The organism is Streptosporangium vulgare (assembly GCF_042428775.1).
Taxonomy (GTDB): Bacteria; Actinomycetota; Actinomycetes; order Streptosporangiales; family Streptosporangiaceae; genus Streptosporangium; species Streptosporangium vulgare.
On sequence record NZ_JBHMBS010000105.1, the window covers coordinates 1 to 1,418 of the forward strand.

Annotated in this window: 1 protein-coding gene; it reads left to right on the forward strand. The window is 66.1% G+C overall.

Features of this window, described 5'->3' with window-relative positions:
• A partial coding sequence (locus tag ACFFRH_RS44165; RefSeq protein WP_446697436.1) for a phosphoketolase family protein occupies positions 1-1,418 on the forward strand: 1,418 nt, incomplete at both ends.

The following is a 1,418-nucleotide window of genomic DNA, read 5'->3' on the forward strand; positions in this document are numbered from 1 at the left end:
GGTGCGTGACAATCCCGAGCATCTGGCGATGTTGGGGGAGTGGATGTGCTCGTATCGGCCGGGGGAGTTGTTCGACGCCGCGGGGCGGCCGGTGGCCGAGATCCTGGCGACGGTGCCTGAGGGGCCGTTGCGGATGAGCGCGAACCCGCACGCCAACGGCGGGGAGCTGCTGCGGCCGCTGGTACTGCCTGATTTCCGCCAGTACGCGGTGCAGGTCAAGTCACCGGCCACCGCCGGCACCGAGCCCACCCGGGTGCTGGGGGCGTTCCTGCGGGATGTGATCGCCGCCAACCCCGACACCTTCCGCCTGATGGGGCCTGATGAGACCGCCTCCAACCGGTTGCAGGCGGTGTTCGAGGTCACCGACCGGGCCTGGGACGCGCGACTGCTGGAGACCGATGAGCATCTGGGGGCGGGCGGCCGGGTGATGGAGGTGCTCAGTGAGCACTTGTGCCAGGGCTGGCTGGAGGGCTACCTGCTCAGTGGCCGCCACGGTTTGTTCAACTGTTATGAGGCGTTCATCCACATCATCGACGCGATGTTCAACCAGCATGCCAAGTGGCTGGAGTCCTCGCGCCGGATCGGCTGGCGCCGGCCGGTGGCGTCGTTGAACTACCTGTTGTCCTCCCATGTGTGGCGTCAGGACCACAACGGCTTCTCGCATCAGGATCCGGGTTTCCTGGATGTGGTGATGAACAAGAAAGCGCAGGTGGTGCGGGTGTATCTGCCGCCGGATGCGAACACGTTGCTGTCGACGGCCGATCATTGCCTGCGTTCGCGTGATTACGTGAACGTGATCGTGGCCGGCAAGCAGCCGGTGCTGGACCTGCTTTCGATGGAGGAGGCCGTCGCGCACTGCACGCGGGGGCTGGGGGTGCTGGAGTGGGCCAGCACCGACGCCGGGGTTGAGCCGGACGTGGTGCTGGTGTGCGCGGGGGATGTGCCGACGTTGGAGACGCTGGCGGCGGCGGCCTTGTTGCGTGAGCACCTGCCCGGGTTGCGGGTGCGGGTGGTCAACGTGGTGGACCTGATGCGGTTGCAGCCGCCGGGTGAGCATCCGCACGGGATGGCCGATGCCGAGTTCGACGCGTTGTTCACCGCCGACAAACCGGTCATCTTCAACTTCCACGGCTATCCATGGCTGATTCATCGTCTGACCTACCGCCGCAACGGTCACGACAACATCCACGTGCGTGGCTACAAGGAGGAAGGGACCACGACGACCCCGTTCGACATGGCGATGCTGAACGACATCGACCGGTTCCATCTGGTGATGGACGTCATCGACCGGGTTCCCGGGCTGGCCGAGCGCTCGGCGCATCTGCGTCAGCGTATGGTCGATGCCCGTCTGCACGCTCGCGCTCATACCCGCGAGTACGGTGAGGACCCCGCCGAGATCCGCGACTGGACCTGGCCCT